Genomic DNA, 17,102 nt, shown 5'->3' with positions numbered 1-17,102 from the left:
GCCGCGACCGGGTCAGTCGCCCATCATCCCGGCTAGCTTGAGCGCCACGCCGAGCGAGCCCTCCACCTTGAGCTTGCCGGTCATGAAGGCCAGCTGCGGGTCCAGGGTGCCGTTGACCAGGCTCTGGAGGTCCGCCTCGCCCATGGCCATGGTGGTGTCGGCGGCGCCGAGATCGTCGTTGGAGATCTCCGGGGTCGCCCCCGTGCCGTCCCAGAAGATGATCCCCAAGTCGCCGAGGTCGAACTTGACCTTGTAGCCGAGCGGCGGGTTGAGGGCCGCTTGGCTGCGGATCGCTTCGGTCAGGCTGTCCAGGCTCATATGTCTTGCTCCACTGCTTTCCTGCCCCGGCCTCTGATGTCTCGGAATGGCGCTGTTGCCGTCAGGCCGCCGCGCACCGCTCGGCGCCGGTGATCCAGCCGCCGCCCAGGACCCGCGGCCCCTCGTAGAAGACCGCCGCCTGGCCGGGCGAGACCCCGTACTGGGGCGCCTCCAGCCGCAGCTCGGCACCGCCCTCGCTTGCCGGGACAACCCGGGCCGGCGCCGGCGCGCTGGCCGAGCGCAGCTTGACCGCGACCGCCCGCCCCTCGGCCGGCAAAGGCTCGGCGTCGAGCCAGTTGACCTCGGTCAGGCGCACGAGGTCGCGGCCGAGCGCGGACCTGGGCCCGACCACGACGCGGCGGGCCTCGGGCTCCAGCCGGACGACGAAGAGCGGCTCGGCGGTGCCGCCGATGCCGATGCCCCGGCGCTGGCCGACGGTGAAGTTGATGATGCCCTCGTGGCGGCCCAGGACCCGGCCGTCGAGGTCGACGATCTCGCCCGGCTCGGCGGCCCCGGGGCGCAGCCGCTCGACCACCCGGGCGTAGGAGCCCGTGGGCACGAAGCAGATGTCCTGGCTGTCCGGCTTCTCGGCCACCTTGAGGCCCAGGCGCTGGGCGATCCGCCGGGTCTCGGCCTTGGGCAGGCCGCCGAGCGGGAAGCGCAGGAAGTCGAGCTGCGCCCGGGTGGTGGCGAAGAGAAAGTAGCTCTGGTCGCGCTCGACCTCGGCGGCGCGGTGCAGCTCCGGCCCGGCGGGGCCGCCGACCCGGCGCACGTAGTGCCCGGTCGCCAGGGCATCGGCCTCGAGCTCGCGGGCGGTCGCCAGAAGGTCGCGGAACTTGACGGTCTGGTTGCAGCGCACGCAGGGGATCGGCGTCTCGCCGCGCAGGTAGCTGTCGGCGAAGTCCTCGATCACGCTGTTCCGAAAACGGCTCTCGTAGTCCAGGACGTAGTGCGGCATTTCGAGCTGGTCGGCGACCCGGCGGGCGTCGTAGATGTCCTGCCCGGCGCAGCAGGCGCCCTTGCGGTTCAGGGCCTGGCCGTGGTCGTAGAGCTGGAGAGTGATGCCGAGGACGTCGTAGCCCCGCTCGGCCAGCAGCGCCGCCGTTACCGAGCTGTCCACGCCGCCCGACATGGCCACCACGACCCGCGTCTCGGCGGGCGCCTTATCGATCCCCAGGTCGTTCATGGCCGGGACTATAGGGTTTGGCGGCCGGCTTGCAACCGTCGCAAAACCACCGTGTTCACAGGCGCTTCAGGAGCCGTGCCAGGGCCAGGAGAGGCTCGGGATCGGTGGTCACGCCGAGGTCGAGGGTGAAATGCCCCTGGTGCCGGCGCAGCAGGACGTTGGCCTCCGGGAGCGCCCAGCGCCGGGCCAGGGCCAGCGCGGTCTCGGCCGGCGCCACCTCGTCGGCCTGGCCGATCAGCATGAGGATGCGCTCCGGCGCCAGCAGCGGCCGGCCCTGGGGCTCCAGAAGGGGCAGCCAGCGCGCGACCTGGGCCTCCTCCCAGCCGGCCTCCGCCAGGTGCGGCCGCATGTCGAGGGCCCTGGGCAGCGCGCCCTCGTAGCCCGTGGCCAGCAGATCACCGCTGCCGGCCATCAGCAGCGCGGCATCCGGACGCTGCGCCTCGGGCCAGTTCCGGGCGGCGATCAGAACAAGCTGGCTGGTCAGGGCGCCGAGGCTGATCCCGCCGATCGCAACCGGGCCGCGGCTGGTCCGGCGCGCCCAGGCGATCCAGGCCGAGGTCTCGGCGACCCAGTTTCCGAACAGCTCCAGCAGGCCGAGCGGCCCCCGCCCGAGCACAGGCTCGCCGCCGTAGAAGCCGGGCAGGCAGCGGCGGCCGTGCCAGGGCCCTTCCGGCCGGATCACCCGGATGCCTTCCCGGGCCAGTGGCGCCACCGGATCGAAGCTGTCCCGCCACATCTCGGTCTCGATGGTGATGCCGTGCAGGAAGATCAGGGTCGGCGGGTCGGCGATGCCCCCGGGCGTCGTCACCCGGGCCCAGGCGGTGTCACCCAAGGGCGCCGGGAAGCGGAGCCAGGACAGCGCACCGTGGCGCCGTTCGGACGCCTGGGACTGGGCCACCTCGGCTTCCTCCAGAGCCGGAAAGGCGGCCTCCGGTTCGGACAGGCGCGGGCCGTGGCGCGCCTCGGCCGCCTCCGGCGCCGCAATCTCCCAGCGCAGCGGCGGCAGGCGGCGACGCGCGTGCAGGCCGAGGAACCGCCCGCGGGTCAGCATCAAGGTCTCCGCGGCGGCGATCCGGTCGTCCTGAAATGCGGCCAAGTGCCCAGGCGCGATCCCGTGCGGACCAAAGAAGGCAATCCGCCAGGCCGCCTCCGCTTCGCGATAGGCCGCCGCCCGGCGCAGGACCGCGGCGATCGCGGCCTCCGCCCGAGCGCGCTCCGGGCCGTTCTTCGGCTCGGCCAGCCCGACGCCTTCCCAGAAGGCTGCCGGGCTACCTTCGGAAGCCAGGGCCGATGCCCAGGCCCGGGACAGCGGCAGGTACCAGCGCACGATCAGGCGCAAGGTCACGCTGTCCATCCAGGGCCAGAGCATGCCCCGGGCGGCCAGGACGCGCCAGGCCGGGACCGTCAAGGGCCCTCGGCTGCCGGGGGTCATGGAGTTGCCGTGGGCAGGCAGTGGGCTAAAGTGGGCGCCCCAATCCGTGCCACCGGATCGAGGTAGGAGAACCCGCCATGACGCACCGCCCGCTTGCCTGTCTGTTGCCCGCAGCCGCCCTCTTGGCCGCCGCCTTCATCTCCGGGCCGGCCCCGGCCGCGCCGGAGGGCCTGGTGACCACCAAGACGCCGCACAGCTACAAGACCCTGATCGAGCGCCTGAACACGGCGGTCAAGGCGCACAAGATGGGCCTGGTCACCCGTGCCAGCGCGACGGTCGGTGCCAAGGCGGCCTTCGACAAAGTGATCCCCGGCAACATGGTGGTCGGCGTCTACCACCCGCGCTTCGCCGTGCCCATGCTCGAGGCGAGCATCCCGGCCGGGATCGAGGCCCCGATCCGCTTCTACGTCACCGAGAACGACGACGGCACGGCCTCCCTCACCTACCGCAAGCCGACGGTGATCTTCGCGCCCTACGAGGACGGCGGCGAGAAGCTCAAGACGCTGGCGAAGGACCTGGACGAGGTCTTTGCCAGCATCGCCAAGCAGGCCACGGCGGCGCAGTAGCGAGGGCGGTCGCACGCAGGCTTCAGGCGCCGCCGAAGGCGGCCGGCGGCGCCAGGCCCATGTCCCAGAAGCCGACCTCCAGGCGGGTCGCGCTGCGGAAGGTGGCGGCCAGGGCCGGCCAGCGCGGCGAGGCGGCGGGATCGGCGCCGAGCCGGGCCCGGGCGACCCTTTCGAGCTGCGCCCGGGCGGCGGCCGCGACCTCCTGGTATTCGTTGCCGCCGTAGACCTCGATCCAGTCGAGGTAGGGGTTGTCGCCCAGCCGGGTCGCCGGGTCGGCCAGCAGGGCCCGGCCGATCTCGCCGTAGCCCAGCACGCAGGGCGCCAGGGCGACCAGCAGGTCGAGCAGGTCCCCGGACAGGCCCCGCTCCAGCACGTAGCGGGTGTAGGCGAGGTTCTGCTCGGCCTCGGGCAGGGCCGCCATGTCGCGCTCGGTCAGGCCCCAGCCGGCGCAGTACTTCAGGTGCAGCTGCATCTCGCCGTTGATCAGGGCGTCCAGGGTCGCGCTCGCCTGGCGCAGGTCGTCCAGGTTGTCGCTCTTGAAGGCGGCCAGGGCGTAGGCCCGGGCGAAGTGGATCAGGAAGAGGTAGTCCTGCGCCAGGTACCAGCGGAAGCAGGGCTCGGCCAGGCTGCCGTCGCCCAGGCCGCGGACGAAGGCGTGCCCGGTGTAGGCCGACCAGTCCTCCGCACAGGACTGCTTCAGACGCTCGAAGACTCCCTCCGGCTGGTCCATTGCCGCCTCAATCGAAGAGCATGTTGCGAGTCTCGGCCGGCAGCTTCACGGTCAGGCCGTCCAGCTCCTCGGTCATGACGATCTGGCAGCCGAGCCGTGAGGTCTCCTCCAGGCCGAAGGCCAGGTCCAACATGTCCTCCTCGTCCTCCGAAGCGGTCTCCAGCCGGCCGAACCAGGCGGGCTCGACGATCACATGGCAGGTCGAGCAGGCCAGCGAGCCCTCGCAGGCGCCCTCGATGTCGATGCCGTGGAGGTGGGCGATCTCCATGACGGAGAGCCCCAGCGGCGCGTCGACCTCCTTGCGGGTCCCGTCCGGTTCGAGGAACACCATCTTCGGCATCTGCTCAAGCTCCAGGCATCATTTCAGCCGGCATTAGGTAATGCCCGGCGCCGGCGAAATCCAGCCTCGATTCGACCGAAGCAGCGCGGTGACGGCTATTCGGCGGCCCCGACCGCCGGCCCCTCGGCGGCCTCGCTTTGGCGCAGGGCGGTGACGGCGGCGGTGACGTCCTCGATCGCCGTGTCGATCTCGGCCTCGGTCGTGAAGCGGCCCAGGCCGATTCGGATGCTGGAGTGAGCGGCCGCGTCGCTCAAGCCGAGGGCGCGCAGCACGTAGGAGGGCTCGACCGCAGCCGAGGAGCAGGCCGAGCCGGAGGAGACGGCGAGCTTCGGCATGGCGTTCATCAGGGCCTCGCCGTCGATGCCCTCGAACGCGAGATTGAGGTTCCCGGCGACCCGCTGATCGGGATCGCCGTTGAGGCTCACACCCTCCAGGGCGGCCAGGATCCCGTCCAGGAGCCGCCTGCGCAGAGCCAGGAGGCGCGCCGACTCCTCGGCCATCTCGCGCCCGGCCAGGACGCAGGCCTTGCCGAGCCCGACGCAGAGCGCCGGTGCCAGGGTGCCGGAGCGCAGGCCCCGCTCCTGCCCACCGCCGTCGAACAGCGGCTCCAGCCGGACCCGCGGCCGGCGCCGCACGTAGAGCGCGCCGATGCCCATGGGCCCGTAGATCTTGTGGCCGGAGATGCTCAGCAGATCGATCTTCATGGCCTCGACGTCGATCGGGATCTTGCCGACCCCCTGGGCCGCGTCGCAGTGGAAGACGACTCCGGTCTCCCGGCAGAGCGCGCCGATCTCGGCCAGGGGCTGGATCACGCCGATCTCGTTGTTGACCGCCATGACCGAGACCAGGGCGGTGTCCTCGCAGATCGCCTCGTTGAGGCGCTGCAGATTGACCAGGCCGCTCGGCTCGACCGGCAGGACGGTGAGGCGGAAGCCTTCGCTCTCCAGCCGGCGGCAGCTCTCCAGCGCGCACTTGTGCTCGGTCGCCAGGGTGACGACGTGGTTCTTACCCTTGCGGCGCAGGAAGCGGGCAGCGCCCTTGATCGCCAGGTTATTGGACTCCGTCGCCCCGGAGGTGAAGACGATCTCGCGCGCTTCGGCGCCGAGCAGCTCGGCAACCTCGGCGCGGGCCGCCTCGACGCCGGCGACGGCCTTCCAACCGTAGGCGTGATGGACCGAGTGCGGATTGCCGAAGTGCGCGGTCAGATAGGGCATCATCGCCTCCAGGACCCGCGGGTCCAGGGGCGTGGTCGCTTGGTTATCCAGATAGATCGGGGTCTCTTCGGAGCGCTCCTGCACCCGCGTCCTCCTTTGCTCCGGGCGGCGGTTCGGCAAGGTCCGAAGACGTGCCGGGATTAGGCCGCCCGCCGTCTGTATAGCCCCTCCCAGGCCTCGACGAAACGCTCCAGGTCGCCCGCGGTCGTCGCCCAGCCCAGGCTGACCCGGATCGCCGCGGCGGCGGTCTCGGCGTCGGCGCCCATGGCCCGCAGAACATGGGAGGGCTCGACCTTGCCCGAGGAGCAGGCGGCACCCGAGCTGACCGCGATGCCGGCGAGGTCGAGCGCCAGCAACTGGGTCTCGGCCGAAAGGCCTGGCAGCGCGAAGCAGCTCGTGTTGGCCAGGCGCGGCCCCGCCGCCCCGAAGACCATGAGCTCCGGCGCCAGGGCCCGGAGCCGGGCCTCCAGGCCGTCGCGCAGGCGCGCAAGGTCCGGATCCGGCTTGGGGGCGGCCAGGACCGCCACGGCCGCCGCCCCGAAGCCGGCGATGGCCGGCACGTTCTCGGTCCCGGCCCGACGCCGGCGCTCCTGGCCGCCGCCGCGGATCTGGGGCGCCACCGTCACGCCCTCGGCCAGGATCAGGGCGCCTGCGCCCTGCGGCCCGCCCAGCTTGTGGGCCGAGAGGCTGAGGGCGGCAACGCCCAGGGCTTCGAGGTCGAGATCCAGCCGGCCGGCGGCCTGCACCGCGTCGCAGTGCACCAGGGCGCCCGACGCCCGGGCCAGGGCCGCGATCTCGCCGATCGGCTGGATCACCCCGGTCTCGTTGTTGGCCAGCATCACCGACACCAAGGTCGGCCCCGACCCACCGCCGCCTTCGGCCAGGGCCTCGCGCAGGGCCTCCAGCTCGACCCGGCCCTCGGCATCGACCGGCAGCCGCTGCGCCCCGGGGGCCGCCTGCAGCACCGAATCGTGCTCGACCGCGGAGACCAGGACCCGGCCGGCAGGCAGGCCGGAGAGGGCCAGGTTGTTGGCCTCGCTGCCGCTGCCGGTGAAGATCACCCCTGCGGGGCGGGCGCCGACCAGGGCCGCCACGGCCTCGCGCGCGTCCTCGACCCGCCGCCGGGCGCGGCGCCCAAAGCGGTGCACGGAGGACGGATTGCCCGTCTCGCGCAGGGCCGCCTCCAGGGCGGCCGCAGCTTCCGGACGCAGCGGCGCGGTCGCGTTGTAGTCCAGATAGACCGATTGGGACATGGGCAGCGCGGGGCCGGCGGGGGGCGCTACTCCGCGGCCGCAACCGGGCCGGAGCCGTCGCGGGACAGCAGGCTGCTGGTCCCGAGCACCCGCCGGTCGACGACGTCGGCCACGGTGACCGAGCTCAGGTAGAGGTAGATCTGGTTGCCCAGTTCCTCCCAGAGATCGTGGGTCGCGCAGCGGCTCTTGTTGCTGCGGCAGCCCAGCGGCTGGCCCGGCGTGCAGCGGGTCGTCCGGATCGGCTCGTCGACCGCCAGGATGATGTCCGAGACCCGGATCTCCTCGGCCGGCCGGGACGGCAGATAGCCGCCGCCGGGACCGCGGACGCTTCGGACCAGGCCACCGCGGCGCAGCTTGGCGAAGAGCTGCTCCAGGTAGGAAAGCGAGATCTCCTGCCGGTCGGCGATGTCGGACAAGGCAATCGGCTTGCCGTTACTCTGGGCCGCCAGATCGACCATCGCCATCACCGCATAGCGACCCTTCGTGCTGAGCTTCACCGCCAATCCTCCAACTGCACGCTCATGCGCTCACCATTAGCATTTGCCCTGGGGCAGATCGGTGCCGCCGTCCTCTGTCGCCGCCGGCTCGACCCCCAGGCCGTCGACATCGCCGCCGGCCTCGCTCCGCGCCTCCAGTTCGGTGACCCGGGCGCGCAGGCGCGAGACCTCGTCCATCAAGCCTTCGATGGCCCGCGCCACCGGATCGGGCAGGTCGCCCGTCGGGGTGCCGTAGGCAACGAAGGCCGGCTGCTCTTCGCGCTTGGCCGCGGGCTGAACGACCCTGCCGGGAATGCCGACCACGGTGGCGCAGGCCGGCACGTCCTTGGTCACCACCGCGTTGGCGCCGACCCTGGCATTGCTACCGACCGTGATCGGCCCAAGGATCTGGGCCCCGGAGCCGACGATCACGCCGTCCTCGAGGGTCGGATGGCGCTTCTGGTTGCGCTGGCTGTCGCTGTCGACGCTGGGCGCTACACCGCCCAGGGTCACGTCATGGTAAAGCGTGACATCGTCGCCGATATGGCTGGTCTCGCCGATCACCACGCCCATCCCGTGGTCGATGAAGAGCCGGCGGCCGATGCTGGCGCCGGGGTGGATCTCAATTCCGGTGAACCAGCGCGCAGCCTGCGACAGGAAGCGGCCGGTCAGATGCCAGCCCTGCCCCCAGGCGCCGTTTGCCAGGCGATAGAACAGGATCGCTTGGAAGCCCGGGTTACAGAGGGCCACTTCGAAGCGGGATCGGGCCGCAGGGTCGCGGCGCATGATCGAGTCGATCTCTTCCACCAGGAACTTGAACATCGCCTTGCCCGTCGTGCTATGATCCGCGCCCGCTAGACCTCCCGGAGAGCTCGCCCCCGGCCTTCGACACCCTATCGGGTGGGATATGGTTTGTCCGAGTAATCTTCTCAAGTTTACCCCTCGCGCCCTGGTAACGCCAGCCGCGAGACCCGATATCTAGATTGAGATTTCCTCGATTCTGACGTGAAGCAAGCTCATGGATACCGCCGATGCCTGACGTGATCTTCAATGGACCTGAAGGTCGCCTGGAGGGACGCTACCAGCACAGCAAGGTGCCGACCGCCCCGATTGCATTGATGCTGCATCCGCACCCGCAGCACGGCGGCACGATGAACAACAAGGTCATCTACAATCTTTACCATGCCTTCGCCCGCCAAGGCTTCTCGGTGCTGCGCTTCAACTTCCGCGGGGTCGGGCGTTCTCAAGGAATCTACGACCGCGGCGAGGGCGAGCTGTCGGACGCGGCCTCGGCCTTGGACTGGCTGCAGTCGATCAACGAGAACGCGACGGCCTGCTGGATCGCCGGCTTCTCCTTCGGGGCCTGGATCGGCATGCAGCTCTTGATGCGCCGGCCGGAGATCGCCGGCTTCGTCTCGGTCGCGCCGCCGGCCAACCAGTACGACTTCAGCTTCCTGGCGCCCTGCCCCTCCTCGGGCCTGGTGATCCAGGGCAGCCGGGACGAGATCGTGCCCGAAGCCGCCGTCGCCAAGCTGGTCGACAAGCTTTCGCAGCAGCGCGGCATCACCATCGACTACCGGGTCATCCCCGGCGCCAACCACTTCTTCACCGAACAGATGGACGAGCTTACCGGCCACGTCGAGGACTACCTGGCCAAGGCCGAAGACGGGGCCGTCGCCGCCGCGCGTTGACGCTCGCACCTCCAGCGATGGGACCGGCCGCGGCACGCGGACCGGCTCCGTCCGGCCGACCGCCCGCGTTTGAGGCCCTGGCCCCGTTGTGATATTCCAGCGCCGCCCCGGCCGGCCGCCGGACGTCCATCAGGAGCCCTTTGTCCGCCATGAGCAAGCTGCGATCCGATCTCCTGCGCACCCTTGACCAGCGCGGCTTCATCCATCAGTGCACGGACCTGGAGAGCCTCGACCAGGAGGCGAGCCAAGGGCGCATCGTGGCCTACATCGGCTACGACCTGACCGCGACCAGCCTGCATGTCGGCAGCCTGGTGCAGATCATGCTGCTGCGCTGGCTGCAGAAGACGGGGCACAAGCCGATCGTCCTGATGGGCGGCGGCACGACCAAGGTTGGGGATCCCTCGGGCCGGGACGAGGTGCGCCAGCTCCTCGACCTCGAGGGCATCGCGCGCAACAACGAGAGCATCCGGCGGATCTTCGCCCAGTTCCTCACCTTCGGCGAAGGCCCCACGGACGCGCTGATGGTCGACAACGCCGAGTGGCTGGACGAGCTCAACTACATCGCCTTCCTGCGCGACTACGGCCGTCACTTCTCGGTCAACCGCATGCTGACCATGGATTCCGTCCGCCTGCGCCTGGAGCGTGAGCAGCCGCTGTCTTTCCTGGAATTCAACTACATGGTGCTGCAGGCCTACGACTTCGTCGAGCTGTCGCGGCGCTACGGCTGCCGCCTGCAGATGGGCGGCTCGGACCAGTGGGGCAACATCGTCAACGGCGTCGAACTGGGCCGGCGGGTCGAGCAGACCACGCTCTTCGGCCTGACCACGCCGCTGATCACCACCGCCTCGGGCACCAAGATGGGCAAGACCGCCGAGGGCGCGGTCTGGATCAACGAGGACCGGCTCTCGGCCTACGACTACTATCAGTTCTGGCGCAACACCGAGGACCCCGACGTCGGCCGCTTCCTGCGCCTCTTCACCGAGCTGCCGGAGGCCGAGATCGCGCGTCTGGAAGCCCTGGAGGGGGCCGAGATCAACGAGGCCAAGAAGGTCCTTGCCCTGGAGGCGACCCGGCTCTGCCGCGGCGATGCCGCGGCGGCGGCGGCGGCGGAGACCGCCCTCAAGACTTTCGAGCAGGGCGGCCTGGGCGAGGACCTGCCGAGCCTAGCGCTGCCGGAAGCCGACCTGGCAGCGGGCCTCCCGGCCTACGAGCTGTTCAGCCGCAGTGGCCTGACCAGCAGCAACGGCGAGGCCAGGCGGCTGATCAAGGGCGGCGGCGCCAGGATCAATGATCAGAAGATCGACGACGAGGCCCGAACGGTGACCTTGGCCGACCGCAATCCCGAAGGTGTGATCAAGCTTTCCGCCGGCAAGAAGCGCCACGCCCTGGTCCGGGTCGCCTGATCCGTCCGTAGACCGCTCGCTCCGGCCCGGTTACCGGTCGCCGCGTCCGGAGGGCAGTGCGGTCATGTCCTCTCCGGACCGGGGACCTTCACCGTCGCTGTCGAAGATGTCGAAGATGCCGCGCAGGAAGCCCGGCGTCAGGGCCGACAGCGGGTTGACGCTGACGTCGGGATTGTCGCTCGGTCCCTCCACCTCGTAGGTGAAGGCAATCAGGCCTTCGCCCTCGCCGCCGATCAGGATGTTGCCGATGATCGGGATGGCGCCGAGGATCCGGTTCAGGAAGTAGGCCGGCACGACCGTGCCCTCGACGTCGATCCAGCCGCGCGCGAGATCGACCTCGCCCTGGGTGGTGATGCCGAGCGAGGTTCCGTAGACCCGCAGCAACTCCGTCGACAGGCGATCGCTTTCGTAGACGAAGTCGCCGGTCACCCGGTCGAAGACCAGACCCTCGCCGCCGAGGGATTCGACGATTCCGGTGAGCGAGGCCACGGTCAGCACCTTGGCCAGGATCGGCGCGTCGTAGACCCGGAATCCGTCGGCCTCGATCCGGCCCCGGATCGGGCTGGCCGGATCCGGGTCATCGGTCTCGCCGGTGACCTCCAGCTTGCCGCCATCGATGCTCGGCTCGATGGCCAGAGCGCGAAGGATCGCGCCGAGGTCGCGGGATCGCACGGCCAGGCGCCGCGTGCCGTCCTCGATCGGAGCCAGACGCAGATTGAGCGTTACCGGGCCCTCGTCAATCGCCTCGGACTTGGCCTCGGTCGGATCGGGCGCCTCGCCGAACCTTCTGCCAAACCCGGCGGGCGGCGCGCGCCGCTCGGAGTCGGGCCTGGCCTTCGGATGACGGGCCAGTTCCCAGGGAACCTGGCCGTCTATCTCCATACGATCCCAGCCGCCCTCGGCACGCACCAGCCACAGCCGGACGTTCTCCAGGTATTCGTTCGGACCGAAGTAGACCCGATCGAGCCACTTTGCCCGCAAGTCGAAGGGTTGTACGGTCTCCGAAGGCCCGCCTTCGGCGCTCTCCGCGCGTGTTTCCGCGGGAGCAGTCTCTTGCTCTTCCGAAGCCGCAGCGTCGTCGCTCAGGCGAGGGCTCAGATCGATCGTTCCGGTGCCCAGTTCGACCTGAAGCATTTCTCCGCCCTCCCGGACGGTCACGTCACTGAGACGGGTCCGGCCGACCGCCAGGTTCTTGAGCTTGAGCGTAATAATGTTGCGGTTCCCGGGGTCGAAGGTCACGCCGCCGTCGGCCTGCAGATCGCCGGCGTCGACCCGGAAGGCCTCGACCCGGTCCAGGACGCCCTCGGCGAAGACCACGGTCGCCGTGGCGCTCGCATCGGCGCCCGGCTGCTTGCTCCAGCCGAGGATCGGGAAGCTGAGCTTGGCCAGGCGGAGGTTGGCCTTGCCCTCCACGGTCGTGACCCCGGCGCGGTCGATGGTGGCCGTGATCTGGGTCACCGATGGCCCCGCGATGTATGGGACAACGTCGATGCCGTAGGCCGCCCAATCCGCGACCTCGACACGCGGCACCCGTGCCGTGATTCGCGTCCTCATGGGGTTCTCAGCGCCGAAGAATTCCTGCCAATCGAGGGTCATGCCGAGACCGTCGAGCCGGATCGGACCGCTGATCTGCATACCCTTGGTGTCGAGAACGAGCTGCAACCGATTGGCGCCCAAGTCCTTGTCCAGCAGTATCCCATTGACCCCGACGTCGGTCAGGGTCGCCTCCGTGGCGACCTCGATCTCATCCACGGTGAGATCGGATTCCAGCGGGAACTTGAACCGCAGCCGGCCGGCGGACCTGCCGGAGGCCCGGGCCGGTTCGATACCCATGCCGCTGACGAGATCGAGGCGCTCGTGATCGAGCAGCTCCAGCTTCTCTCGGATGGGACCCGCCACCTCCAGATCGATGTCGATCGTCTGATCCCTGACGTTGAGACCGTCGATCGTAACCTCGCCCTTGGGCACTGAGATGTTCCCGAGCTTCCCGCCCCTGGGATGGAGAACGAATTCCTCGGCGTTGAAGGTCGCCTCGCCGCTGATCCCGGTGACCGGCGGCAGGGGCCGCAAGTAATGCACCGAAAGGTCGCTGTAGGTCAGCCGACCGAAGACCTCGCGGGCCCGCACCTCCTGCTTCGCGCCTTCGGGCAGCAGGATGTCGAGGTTGATCTCCGCGGTGTCGGCCAGTCCGTCACGGATGTTCTCCGTGACCCATGTCCTGGCATTGTTGTTGAGCCCCAGCGGCCAGTAGCTCGCCAGGTCGTCCAGCGCGATCGACTGGCCGACAGCCCGGGCCTTGATCACGACACCCTCGCTTTGAAGCTCGGCACTGCCGACAAGGCCGACCTGCGGGCCCGGATCGGCCTCGCTGCCGAGGGTGAGGGTCGCGTCCTCGACGCGCATCTTGCCCGCGGCACCGTCGAAGATCCCGCGGGCCTTGAAGGATCGTACCGGCACAGGCGCGGGCCAGAGGTCCGCGATGGCAATCTTCCCGGGTCCGCCCGAAACGTCGAAGCCGAGGTTGGTGACCTGGCCCTCGCCGTTGAAGGCGGAGATCAAGGAACCCTTGAGGGCCACGTCCACGCCGCCGAGCTTTTCGAAGTCCGGCGAAAGCAGTGCGAGGTCGGAGAGCAGCACCTCGTCGACCTCGACCACGAGGTCCAGACGCTTGGTTTCGCGATGGTAGGAGAAGGCGCCCCGGACTCCTGAAATCTCCTTCGGTTCGGCGATGTCGAGGGAGAGCTCGCCCGACAATCCCACCGAACCGCTGCGCACGGCAATGTTGGCCGACTTGGCCCACCAGTCGACCCCGGCCTGCTCGTCGCGGATGAGCAACTGGCCGTCGACGATGTCCAGCTGGCGCAGGAAGGACATGGCTCTGCCTGGATCGCGCTGCGCCTGCAGGTCTTCGAGCAGATCCGGGATAAAGCCGGCGAGTTCCGGCACTTCCTCCGGAATAGCCTCTTCCGCCGGTTCGGCCGCGTCGCCGTCGCCGAAGTGGAAACTTCCGTCGGCGCTTCTGAGCAGGGTGATTCGGGCGCCAACGACGGCAATGCGGGTCGGCGCAACGGTGCCGAAAAGGAGTGCGGTCAGACTGACGCCGACCTCGACGGTCGGCAGGGACAGGATCGGTCGGCCTTGCTGATCGCGCACGGTCACGTCGAGGGCGCGCAGGTCGAGGTCGCCTTCCGCCCGGTCCCAGGTCAGCACGGTGTTCGTGACCCGGACGTTGACCCCGGCATCGCCGTCGGAAAGCGCTGACTCGAGATAGGGCGTGACGAAGTCGAGGGTCACCGGGCCGCTGGACAGGCGCCAGATCAGGAGCCCGACAATCACCGCCACGGTCGCAACCGCACCCAGCAAGACTTCAAGGCAGATCTTAGCGCTTCGCTTTATCAAGTACCGGCTCGCCCCATCCGTTTGCGGACCGATCCAGACCGGTCCTTGACCGCCACCGGGGCGGCACGCAGTGTTGCCCGAAACCAGGTCGCAGGGTTATGCGTTTGCCTCTCTTTACATCCAAGGCCCTACTTCCCGTACTTGCCCATCCCGAGCGGGCCGAAGCCGGATGGCAGGACTGGACCAGCCGACTGAGCAAAATGGCAGAGTCCGGAGGCGCTGGAAAGCTCGGCGAGCCGTCTGAGGACCCCAAGGTGAGGCAGCTCATGGGAGCGGTCTTCGCCTACAGCCCCTTCCTGAGCCGCTGCCTGATCCATGATATTGAACTTTTCGAGGCGGTTTTAAGGCGCGGACCGAAAAAACTCCTGGAGGAAACGCTTGAAGGGCTGGACGCGGACGTGCGCGGACAGAGGGAGGCCTCGTCGGTCGAGACGGCGCTTCGCCGGGCGAAGCAGAAGGTTGCGCTGATCGTCGCTCTGGCCGACCTGGCCGGCGCTTGGTCGGTCGACGAGGTGACCGGATCCCTGAGCCGCTTTGCCGACCAGGCGATCGGCCATGCTCTGGCCTTCCTGCTGCGCCGGGCCGCGGGCCGCGAGGAGCTGGCCTTGCCGGACCTCGAGGCGCCCGCGGAGGGCTGTGGCTACTGCGTCCTGGCCCTGGGCAAGCTGGGTGCCGGAGAGCTGAACTACTCCTCCGACGTCGACCTGATCGCGATCTTCGATGCCGAGCGGGCGCCCTATACAGGCAGCCGAGGCTGCCAGGACTTCTTCGTCCGGCTGACGCGGGATCTGGTCCGGCTGCTGAGCGAACGCACCGCCCAGGGCTACGTCTTCCGCACCGACCTCCGGCTGCGCCCGGATCCGGCGGCCATGCCGCTGGCGATCTCGATCAACGCGGCCGAGACCTACTACGAGAGCCTGGGCCAGAACTGGGAACGGGCGGCCATGATCAAGGCGCGGCCGATCGCCGGCGACCCGGCCCTGGGGCGCGAGGTCATGGCGATCCTGCGGCCCTTCGTCTGGCGCCGGAACCTGGACTTCTGGGCGATCCAGGACATCCACTCGATCAAGCGCCAGATCAACGCTCAGCGCGGCGGCGGCGAGGTCGCGATCCTGGGCCACAACGTCAAGCTGGGGCGGGGCGGCATCCGCGAGATCGAGTTCTTCGCCCAGACCCAGCAGCTGATCTACGGCGGCCGCGCTCCGGCCCTGCGCCAGCCACGCACGGTCGACGCCCTGGCCGCCCTGGTCGCGGCCGGCCGCCTGGAGGAGGAGACCGCCAAGCAGCTTTCCGCGGCCTATCGCTACCTGCGCCGGGTGGAACACCGCCTGCAGATGGTCGCCGACCAGCAAACCCATCAGCTGCCCTCGGATCCGCGCCAGTTCGACGCCCTGGCCGCCTTCCTGGGCTACGACGAGCCGGAGGCCTTCCGGCGGGAGCTGCTGGCCCACCTGCGCCGCGTCGAGGAGCATTACGCGGCGCTCTTCGAGGAGGCGCCGGCGCTGTCCGGGCCCGGAAACCTGGTGTTCACGGGTAACGAGCCCGATCCGGACACGGTCGCAACCCTGGAAAGCATGGGCTTCTCGGAGGGCGATCAGGTCATCCACCTGGTCAGCGGCTGGCACCACGGCCGCTACCGCGCGACCCGCAGCAAGCGCAGCCGCGAGATCCTGACCGAGATCATGCCCACCCTGCTCGATTCCCTGGCGGCGACCGCCCAGCCGGACCAGGCCCTGCGCCGCTTCGATACCTTTCTACAGGGCCTGCCTGCGGGCGTGCAGCTCTTCTCGATGCTGCACGCCAACCCCGGCCTGCTGCGGCTGCTGGCAGGGATCATGGGGAGCGCGCCGGCCCTGGCCGAGCAGCTGAGCCGCCGGCCCGGGCTCCTGGACGCGGTGCTGTCCCCGGACTTCCGGGAGCCCCTGCCCGGCGCCGAGGTCCTGGAACCGCAGCTCGAGCTCGCCCTGCGCGACGCGCGGGATTTCCAGGACGTTCTCGAGCTGTCGCGCCGCTGGGCCAACGACCGCAAGTTCCAGGTCGGAGTCCACCTCCTCGACCGGATCAGCGACGCCGACGACTGCGCCGCCGCGTTGACGGCCATCGCCGAGACCACGATGAAGGGCCTTTTCCCGGCGGTGCGCGCCGAGTTCGAGGCGGCCCACGGGTCCCTGCCGGGCGACGGGCTGGCGGTGATCGCGCTCGGCAAGCTCGGCGGCCGCGAGATGACCGTGACCTCGGACCTGGACCTGGTTTTCCTCTACGACGCGCCTGGCGACTCGGCCTCGTCGGATGGGGCCAAGCCGCTGCCGCCCAGCGTCTACTACGCGCGGCTGGCGCAGCGCTTCATCAACGCCCTCTCGGCGCCGACCGGCGAGGGCCGGCTCTACGAGATCGACATGCGCCTGCGGCCCTCGGGCAACGCCGGGCCGATCGCCACGACCCTGCCCGGCTTCGTGAAGTACCAGCGCGACCAGGCCTGGACCTGGGAGCACATGGCCCTGACCCGGGCGCGGACGATCATCGGCGTCCCGGACTTCGCCGGCCGGGTCCAGGCCGCGATCTCCGAGCTGCTGGCCGGCGAGCGGGATCCGGAGAAGCTGGTCCGGGATATCGCCGACATGCGGGCGCGGGTCGCCCGCGAGCATCGGGCCGGCGGCCTCTGGGACGTCAAGCAGAGGCCGGGCGGCCTGGTCGACCTGGAGTTCCTGGTCCAGTACTGGCAGCTACGCCACGGCCATGCCCACCCGGAGGTGCTGGACCCGGTCACCTCGACGGCCCTGCACAAGCTGGCAGAGACCGGGGTCCTGGACGCGGACAGGGCGGCGGCCCTGGACGACGCAGCCCGTCTGCTGCGGCATCTGCAGGCCGTCCTGCGCCTGACGGTGGGTCAGGATTTCGACGAAGCCCAGGCCCCGGAGGGCTTGAAGGTGCGGCTGGCCGCGGCCGGGAACTGCGCCGGCTTCGCAGCCTTGAAAGACCGCATGGATGCCGCCACGTCCTGTGTTCGGCGCGTGTTCCGCGAGGTCATCGAAGACCCCGGCGGCCGCGTAGACAAAAAGGACCCGGCCGGCGAGGCCTGACGCAAGACAGAGGA

At 69.8% G+C, this 17,102-nt stretch carries 14 protein-coding genes; 4 read left to right on the top strand and 10 right to left on the bottom strand.

The window, feature by feature from the left end; all coding sequences use genetic code 11:
* Positions 1 to 12: 12 nt before the first annotated feature.
* The 3 genes from QNJ30_26845 to QNJ30_26835 form a co-directional block, all read right to left on the bottom strand.
* Positions 13 to 318 (bottom strand): SCP2 sterol-binding domain-containing protein, encoded by a 306-nt coding sequence (locus QNJ30_26845; protein ID MDJ0947086.1) that lies wholly within the window; start codon positions 316 to 318, stop codon positions 13 to 15.
* A 61-nt stretch (positions 319 to 379) separates the two neighbouring features.
* Positions 380 to 1,504, bottom strand: a complete 1,125-nt coding sequence (gene mnmA, locus QNJ30_26840) for a tRNA 2-thiouridine(34) synthase MnmA (protein ID MDJ0947085.1) — start codon at positions 1,502 to 1,504, stop codon at positions 380 to 382.
* Between the two features lie 55 nt (positions 1,505 to 1,559).
* Positions 1,560 to 2,912, bottom strand: a complete 1,353-nt coding sequence (locus QNJ30_26835) for a hypothetical protein (GenBank protein MDJ0947084.1) — start codon at positions 2,910 to 2,912, stop codon at positions 1,560 to 1,562.
* A 101-nt stretch (positions 2,913 to 3,013) separates the two neighbouring features.
* Between QNJ30_26835 and QNJ30_26830 the strand changes: the two genes are divergently transcribed.
* Positions 3,014 to 3,502, top strand: coding sequence for a DUF302 domain-containing protein (locus QNJ30_26830; protein ID MDJ0947083.1), 489 nt, complete (start codon positions 3,014 to 3,016; stop codon positions 3,500 to 3,502).
* A 22-nt stretch (positions 3,503 to 3,524) separates the two neighbouring features.
* Here QNJ30_26830 and QNJ30_26825 read toward each other — a convergent pair whose 3' ends face one another.
* The 6 genes from QNJ30_26825 to cysE form a co-directional block, all read right to left on the bottom strand.
* On the bottom strand, positions 3,525 to 4,232 hold the full coding sequence (locus tag QNJ30_26825) for a TenA family protein (GenBank protein ID MDJ0947082.1): 708 nt from the start codon (positions 4,230 to 4,232) through the stop codon (positions 3,525 to 3,527).
* Positions 4,233 to 4,239: 7 nt separating this feature from the next.
* Positions 4,240 to 4,572, bottom strand: coding sequence for a ferredoxin family 2Fe-2S iron-sulfur cluster binding protein (locus QNJ30_26820; protein ID MDJ0947081.1), 333 nt, complete (start codon positions 4,570 to 4,572; stop codon positions 4,240 to 4,242).
* Between the two features lie 95 nt (positions 4,573 to 4,667).
* Positions 4,668 to 5,870, bottom strand: a complete 1,203-nt coding sequence (locus tag QNJ30_26815) for an IscS subfamily cysteine desulfurase (protein ID MDJ0947080.1) — start codon at positions 5,868 to 5,870, stop codon at positions 4,668 to 4,670.
* Positions 5,871 to 5,926: 56 nt separating this feature from the next.
* On the bottom strand, positions 5,927 to 7,039 hold the full coding sequence (locus QNJ30_26810; protein ID MDJ0947079.1) for a cysteine desulfurase family protein: 1,113 nt from the start codon (positions 7,037 to 7,039) through the stop codon (positions 5,927 to 5,929).
* Between the two features lie 26 nt (positions 7,040 to 7,065).
* The gene (locus QNJ30_26805) at positions 7,066 to 7,536 is read right to left on the bottom strand and encodes an Rrf2 family transcriptional regulator (protein MDJ0947078.1); all 471 of its coding nucleotides are present in this window, start codon (positions 7,534 to 7,536) and stop codon (positions 7,066 to 7,068) included.
* Positions 7,537 to 7,572: 36 nt separating this feature from the next.
* The gene (gene cysE, locus QNJ30_26800; protein MDJ0947077.1) at positions 7,573 to 8,337 is read right to left on the bottom strand and encodes a serine O-acetyltransferase; all 765 of its coding nucleotides are present in this window, start codon (positions 8,335 to 8,337) and stop codon (positions 7,573 to 7,575) included.
* A 209-nt stretch (positions 8,338 to 8,546) separates the two neighbouring features.
* Between cysE and QNJ30_26795 the strand changes: the two genes are divergently transcribed.
* Both QNJ30_26795 and tyrS read left to right on the top strand, forming a co-directional pair.
* Entirely contained in the window at positions 8,547 to 9,206 is a 660-nt protein-coding gene (locus QNJ30_26795; protein MDJ0947076.1) for an alpha/beta hydrolase, read from the top strand.
* 149 nt (positions 9,207 to 9,355) lie between these two features.
* On the top strand, positions 9,356 to 10,609 hold the full coding sequence (gene tyrS / locus QNJ30_26790; GenBank protein ID MDJ0947075.1) for a tyrosine--tRNA ligase: 1,254 nt from the start codon (positions 9,356 to 9,358) through the stop codon (positions 10,607 to 10,609).
* A 30-nt stretch (positions 10,610 to 10,639) separates the two neighbouring features.
* Here the strand turns inward: tyrS and QNJ30_26785 are convergent, their stop codons facing one another.
* Positions 10,640 to 13,951: an AsmA-like C-terminal domain-containing protein gene (locus QNJ30_26785; GenBank protein MDJ0947074.1), complete on the bottom strand. Its 3,312-nt coding sequence runs from the start codon at positions 13,949 to 13,951 to the stop codon at positions 10,640 to 10,642.
* A 155-nt stretch (positions 13,952 to 14,106) separates the two neighbouring features.
* On the opposite strand from QNJ30_26785, the gene QNJ30_26780 reads away from it, so the two are divergent.
* On the top strand, positions 14,107 to 17,088 hold the full coding sequence (locus tag QNJ30_26780; protein MDJ0947073.1) for a bifunctional [glutamine synthetase] adenylyltransferase/[glutamine synthetase]-adenylyl-L-tyrosine phosphorylase: 2,982 nt from the start codon (positions 14,107 to 14,109) through the stop codon (positions 17,086 to 17,088).
* Positions 17,089 to 17,102 lie beyond the last annotated feature (14 nt).

The organism is Kiloniellales bacterium (genome assembly GCA_030066685.1).
Taxonomy (GTDB): Bacteria; Pseudomonadota; Alphaproteobacteria; order Kiloniellales; family JAKSBE01; genus JAKSBE01.
This window is presented reverse-complemented; position numbering and strand designations above follow the sequence as displayed.